The organism is Thiorhodospira sibirica ATCC 700588 (assembly GCF_000227725.2).
In the GTDB taxonomy this organism is placed as follows: domain Bacteria; phylum Pseudomonadota; class Gammaproteobacteria; order Ectothiorhodospirales; family Ectothiorhodospiraceae; genus Thiorhodospira; species Thiorhodospira sibirica.
The window spans coordinates 1,608,514-1,614,338 of sequence record NZ_MU255056.1 but is presented as its reverse complement, the minus strand read 5'-3'; the positions used below and the strand labels follow the sequence as shown (position 1 = coordinate 1,614,338).

6 protein-coding genes are annotated in these 5,825 nt (G+C 46.5%); 5 read left to right on the top strand and 1 reads right to left on the bottom strand.

From position 1 onward, the window contains the following. Positions 1-33: 33 nt before the first annotated feature. Positions 34-198 (bottom strand): type II toxin-antitoxin system RelE/ParE family toxin, encoded by a 165-nt coding sequence (locus tag THISIDRAFT_RS07690; RefSeq protein WP_246585349.1) that lies wholly within the window; start codon positions 196-198, stop codon positions 34-36. Between THISIDRAFT_RS07690 and THISIDRAFT_RS15360 the strand changes: the two genes are divergently transcribed. The 5 genes from THISIDRAFT_RS15360 to THISIDRAFT_RS07665 all read left to right on the top strand — a co-directional run bounded on the left by THISIDRAFT_RS15360 (position 164) and on the right by THISIDRAFT_RS07665 (position 5,516). After that, positions 164-511 carry a hypothetical protein gene (locus tag THISIDRAFT_RS15360; RefSeq protein WP_221914050.1) on the top strand — a complete coding sequence of 116 codons (348 nt, stop codon included), beginning with the start codon at positions 164-166 and terminating at the stop codon, positions 509-511. The two genes, THISIDRAFT_RS07690 and THISIDRAFT_RS15360, sit on opposite strands and share 35 nt — an antisense overlap. A 294-nt stretch (positions 512-805) precedes the next feature. Further along, positions 806-1,009, top strand: a complete 204-nt coding sequence (locus tag THISIDRAFT_RS07680) for a hypothetical protein (RefSeq protein ID WP_006788759.1) — start codon at positions 806-808, stop codon at positions 1,007-1,009. Between the two features lie 64 nt (positions 1,010-1,073). After that, on the top strand, positions 1,074-3,524 hold the full coding sequence (locus tag THISIDRAFT_RS07675; RefSeq protein WP_006788758.1) for a dynamin family protein: 2,451 nt from the start codon (positions 1,074-1,076) through the stop codon (positions 3,522-3,524). Beyond that, on the top strand, positions 3,521-4,450 hold the full coding sequence (locus tag THISIDRAFT_RS07670; protein ID WP_006788757.1) for a diguanylate cyclase regulator RdcB family protein: 930 nt from the start codon (positions 3,521-3,523) through the stop codon (positions 4,448-4,450). Before THISIDRAFT_RS07675 ends, THISIDRAFT_RS07670 begins: the two co-directional genes overlap by 4 nt. Next, positions 4,443-5,516 carry a patatin-like phospholipase family protein gene (locus THISIDRAFT_RS07665; protein ID WP_006788756.1) on the top strand — a complete coding sequence of 358 codons (1,074 nt, stop codon included), beginning with the start codon at positions 4,443-4,445 and terminating at the stop codon, positions 5,514-5,516. The genes THISIDRAFT_RS07670 and THISIDRAFT_RS07665 overlap by 8 nt, the downstream gene beginning before the upstream one ends. Positions 5,517-5,825 lie beyond the last annotated feature (309 nt).

Sequence of the window (5,825 nt, the reverse complement as noted above, 5' to 3'; positions counted from 1 at the left end):
CGCTACTTTCAATGATACGGGTGTCGTTATCGTTCACAGTGCTTCTCCAATCAGTTTGTAACGTTTTGCGGCTAAGTCGATATCGTTCTTTGTAGTCTTTTGCGACTTTTTCTGGAATGCGTGCAGGACGTAAACGGCATCGTCTTGTACATCCCACCGGGCGGTGAAAACCGCAGCGGAGGATCCGCCCGAGACCATCCGGCGGTCTCCCGCCCGCTACCTCTGGGTGATGCTGCTGGCGCGCATCTACGAGGCGTTTCCGTTGACCTGCCCGCAGTGCGGCGCCGAGATGCGGATTCTCGCCTTCATCACCGAGGCGGTGGACGTTCGGGCCATCCTGGAGCACATCGGCGAACCCGCCACCCCGCCCCGTATCGCCCAGGCGCGGGGTCCGCCGGAGTGGTACGAGGACGCTACGGAGCATGCCATCGCTGCTGAGGCAGGTTCCGCAGGTGATCCCTACGCCCAGCCCGCGCCGGAGTGCGAGTACGACCAGCGGGTGTCCTGGTAAAGCTGCCCAGCTGGGCTGCTAGCCCCACCGTTGCCCGCTTTCCACAACCCAACCCATCGCCCACCGGAAAAACCGTCTCGCCACCCCTTGGCGGGCCGATTTCGGCCTGATAGGCTGCCGACGCTGCTCAGACGGGGCTTCCGTTGCGACTTGACAGGCACCCGAACCGAAGATATATTGCGGTGAAAGCGGTTGGATTTCCTATCCTTACCAGCCGCAAGCCTGGGTTGAAGAAATAAAACAAACCCTGAACCAGCTAAATGGTTTTTATGGCACAACATCGGGAGCAGCAGAATGATCAAACCTCAGCCTTTTGAACTGATCTGCAAACAATGTGGCTGGCGAAAAACCTTTGCCCCGCGTAGTGATGCATTTATCGAAGGCCACGACTATGTAAGCAACTGCCCCAAGTGCGGGAATAGTGAACTTGAACATAAAGCAGCAGGGCCAGTGAAAGGTTTGCTGGCAGAGATGCGGGCGCAGCTTAAACATCAATGAACACTGTTGACAACCATGTACGGGATACACGTTTCACATACAAATTACATTGAGAGAGTGAAAAATGCACCAACTTAATATTGATACTTTACGAATGGAAGCCAAGCGCCAACTGGCACAATTGAAGAGCCTATTAGAAAAAGCACAACAAAAAGGATTGGTAGATGAACCCGCAGCTGATGACCACAATCGCGCAACCTTTGATACCCAATCAATAACTAAAGTACTTGAAGTTCTGGATGGTGAAAACTATAAGCTTGATCATTTGGACATGGTGTTGGCCGTAGTTGGTACTATGAAGGCGGGTAAGTCAACTAGCATCAATGCCATAGTTGGTGCTGAGGTATTACCAAACCGTAATCGTCCAATGACTACGCTGCCCACACTAATTAGGCATACACCTGGCGTACTGCAGCCTCGTTTGATTTTTGAAAAAGTACAACCAATCAATGAGTTGCTAGCGACATTGTCTCAGGCCATCAAGTTGGTGAATCAAGAAGTTCTTTTAGAACTGCAAAACGATGAAGACATGAAAGAACTCTTGATACAAATTCGACAGCAGACTTTTTTTGTATCCCAGCATGAGGGTGCAGAAGATATTTTCCGATTCCTTAAAGGCCTCAACGACTTGGTTCGGCTGTGCTTTACATTAAATGTCGAATTTCCTTTTGACGCTTATGCAATAGTGGAAGCCATGCCTGTGATTGAGGTTGAGTTTTCACACTTGAAGGATACCCCTGTTACACAGGGGCGACTGACACTACTGGATACCCCAGGTCCCAACGAAGCAGGACAGCAGCATTTGCGCCACATGCTCAAAGATCAGTTAAAAAAGGCATCTGCAGTATTAGCTGTACTTGATTACACCCAACTCAAGTCTGATGCAGACGAGCAGGTGCGTGAGAGTCTGATGGAAATCTCCTATACGGCCAAGGATAGGATGTACGCACTGGTCAACAAATTTGATCAGAAAGACCGAAATGGGGATGATGGCGCGGCAGTGAAGAAGTACATAGCGCAGACACTTATGAAAAATGCTATGGCTGAAAGCTCTGTATTTCCAGTTTCCTCCAAGCAGGGGTACCTAGCCAGTCGAGCACGAAATGAGCTTGAACGGAATGGTAAGCTACCGAACAACGAGTGCTGGGTTGAGGATTTTGGTAAAGAAAGATTTGGAGGTATGTGGGTGGATTTTATTAATGATCCACAAATGGTTAAGGCTGGGGCTGACAAACTTTGGCAAGACTCAGGCTTTTCAGTTCCTTTGGAGCAAGTTATTTTTGAGGCTCACCGTAATGCTGCCATGGAGGCATTACGCTCAGCCGCCTCTAAACTGGACAACCTTGCCAAAGATACTGGTAACTTCTTTAAAGCCAATGTTGGCTCCCTCAAGAAAAGTGTTGCCGAACTGCAGAAAAATATCGACCGACTCCAGCAAGACATTGAAAATATTGCCAAGATAGAAGCCTCCACGGAAGAGGCACTTGAAGGTATATTGCAAAGTACTCAAATCAAAATTGAGACTGCTTCTGCAGGAATTCAAAAAGAAGTAACTGAAAAAATAGAGAGTTACTTCAAGGAGGGGAAAACTGCCGAGTCTGATAACCATCAGAAAAAAGAGCAAAGAAAAGGCTTATCGAATCCCAAAGAAAAAACAACTCAATCCGATGGTTTTTTTGGTACTGCACTCGCTTCATTTCTAGGTAGTAAGAGAGAAATCAAAGATTCTACACTTGACTTCGATCCAAGCAGCCCGATTATCAAATTTGATGATCGGGCTGCAGCTCAAGACTTCATTAAGCGAATTGAAAGTTCCATCAAAACCCTCATGGATAAGGCAGAAAGTGATTGCAACTCCTGCATTCAATCTGGAATAGATAACTTTTCAATTGAGTTCGATGGGCATCGCATCAATGCACTTGAGAGCATAAAAGAATCAATAAAAAGAAATCTAGATGATTTCGATATTATAGTTCATCTGCCAAACACCGAGAGCATAAAAATCGACTCTCCTGTTACCAGCCTAATGAAAAGTGCCATCATGGAAAAAACAAGAACTGTAACTAAACACAGGAGGCAGGATGGGCTCTGGGGAACGATTTGTGGATGGTTTGATACAAGTGACTGGGGGTGGGAGTCTTACCAAGGCAGCGAAGAATATTATGAGGTTGATATTAACAAAATAAACACCTCGTCAAGAAAAGGCATTGAAACACTTTTCATATCAGCCCACTCCATATTGAATAAAGACATCGTTCCTCAATTACAGCATGGAGTTGAAGAGTTCTTTAGTGCATTTCGAGAGAAGGTAGAAAACGTACGCGGCGATTTAATTTCTGGCGTAAAAAAACACAGTTTAGATCAAGCAAGAAAAGCCGAAATATTAGCTACATCTTCAGAAATGGCAATCGAGGCAGCAGCCTTGGAAAAGGACTGCATAACTTTAAATGACTCCGCTGAAACACTGCGCTATAAAGAAAGCCCATCCTCAACAAGGCTTGAGGTGCAGGTATGAGTAATGATCTTGCACCCATCACGCCAAACTCAACTCTTTGCCAAACACTAAGCTGCTTGCAGGAAAAGTTTGTGGTGGATTTTGCCAATAGTATAGATGTTGCGCGCGATCATATACGTGTGCAGCGTCAACGCACAGGTTTTTTTGCACGAATGTATGATGGTTTTACTGGTAAAGGTGCTCGCCGACAGACTGAAATTAATGCCGGCTTAGTTGATGGTGTAGAAGCATCATTGAAGTGGCTAACTGAGCTTACTGAATCCATGGCACAAAGTAATCTGGCAATCACACAGGTCAACGATCGCGTGTCAATCTTGAGTGGAAGCATGGTCGAGCTAAGCCATTACAGTGTCGACACACGAGAACAACTGAAAGAAATGGCTTACCGACTGGATAAACGAATGCATGATATGACACAAGAAATTTCACGTATCGATTTTATTCAAAAAGCAAAACTCAATATAGATATTACATTCAGCAAGTGGGAAGCAGGTCGTTTTTCTGTCTTATCACCTGCAGCTCGCTGCTATGCAGCAATGGAAGAACTACACTGGGGATCTTTAGGTGATTATTGTCGCTGCTTAGAAAATCCAGCACACAAGCGCAGAGAGTTCTTGCAGTTGGTGATTGATCGTTCCACAAAACAGCTGGCAGTGGATGCTGCTGTCGAATTACAAACACCAGCGGAAATGGCAACTGTCTGGCTGGCTGCCCCATCTATCTCACGCAGTAGTAATGGTATTGACATGCCGCAAGCCTTGTCTTGGCTAGCTGATCAAATGACCATTGATAGCACACCCTTTATATATAGCGCAGCACATATAACTAAAAATTTACCAAGCAAGGTGCCTTTAATAGCACAAGCTAGGCGTATTGCAGAAGCAATGACACATGAAATCTTCCCATTGGAGACACTTGATGCCTGACACTACAGTTTTTTCTGAATCCCCTTCTACAGGCCTTGTACTCTCCGGCGGTGGGGCAAAAGGTGCTTACCAAGTGGGTGTGCTAAGGGCATTAACCGAACTAGATATTCGTGTAGATATGGTAGCTGGTGCAAGCATTGGTGCATTAAATGGTGCCGTATTAGCCTGTGCACCCTCGCTGCCTGTAGGGGTACAGCGTCTTGAAGAGTTATGGATTAGATTGTCAAAGGAGTCGCCACTTCAAACTAACACACCCATATACCTTAAGCTGTTGGCAGCAGCAGGACTGACTCTGGGCACACCCCGTTTATCCAAACTATTAATGACTTTGGGTGCAATAAGTAGCGACTCATTACTATCTGATCAACCTTTGAAGCGACTAATTGATGAATACTTGGATATTGAAGGTCTGATGCGTGGTCTTCCACTGTATGTCTCTGTTTATGAAACCCTAGGTGGTTTGACTGATATACTACGCTGTGTTTTAGCTGACACTGGATTGGTCGATACGCCGCCCTCGGACTTTATGCATGTGCAAGCATTACCAGACGACGAGCGCAAAGATGCTTTGCTTGCATCTGCTGCTCTACCGTTATTGTACCAAGCACGCCAGATAGGTGGAAAAAACTATACAGATGGCGGGCAAGGCGGATGGCAAACCTCGCAAGGGAATACACCGATAACGCCTTTAGTCAAAGCTGGCTGCCAACAAGTTATCGTGACGCACCTGAGTGATGGATCGCTATGGAGCCGCCATAATTTTCCAGATACAACAATCCTCGAGATACGTCCTCAATCTAACATTACTCAAGGTAGCGAATTAAAAGCATTACTTGGCTTCGATGGAGCAAGCATAACCAGACTGATGGAACAAGGCTATCATGATACACTTCACTGCATAGGTCGCGTTACAAAAGCATCTAACTCACGCAAAGCTCTCCAACATTCGCAGCTTCTTCTCGATAGCAGCTTAAAGCGAGGCATTAATCAGGATGCTGATCTGCTCAATGCAATGGAAAAAATACGACTCAGTAATCAGAACAGTGAGTGGGTCAATTTCCGTTAGCGTTGAGGGGATCGGCCATTGAGCCAGTTTCAATGTGGACAGCCATGCATGCCTCCCCTCAAAATTTGCGAAAAACGCATTATAGAGGATATTGATCGAGGGAAAATCTGTCGATAACGTGAAAGGGTGCTGAATGACGGGAACAGGATCGCCGCGATCAGCTTTGATCTAGGGTGGCTGACCCTGCTCACCGATCAGGCGAGAGCACGACGCTTGGCATAGAACCAGACCGGAACCGCGTGACAGGATCTGGAAACTTCAGTATCGTGTCATTATCACTAGACCTTCACGGACACCGCCCGGACATGG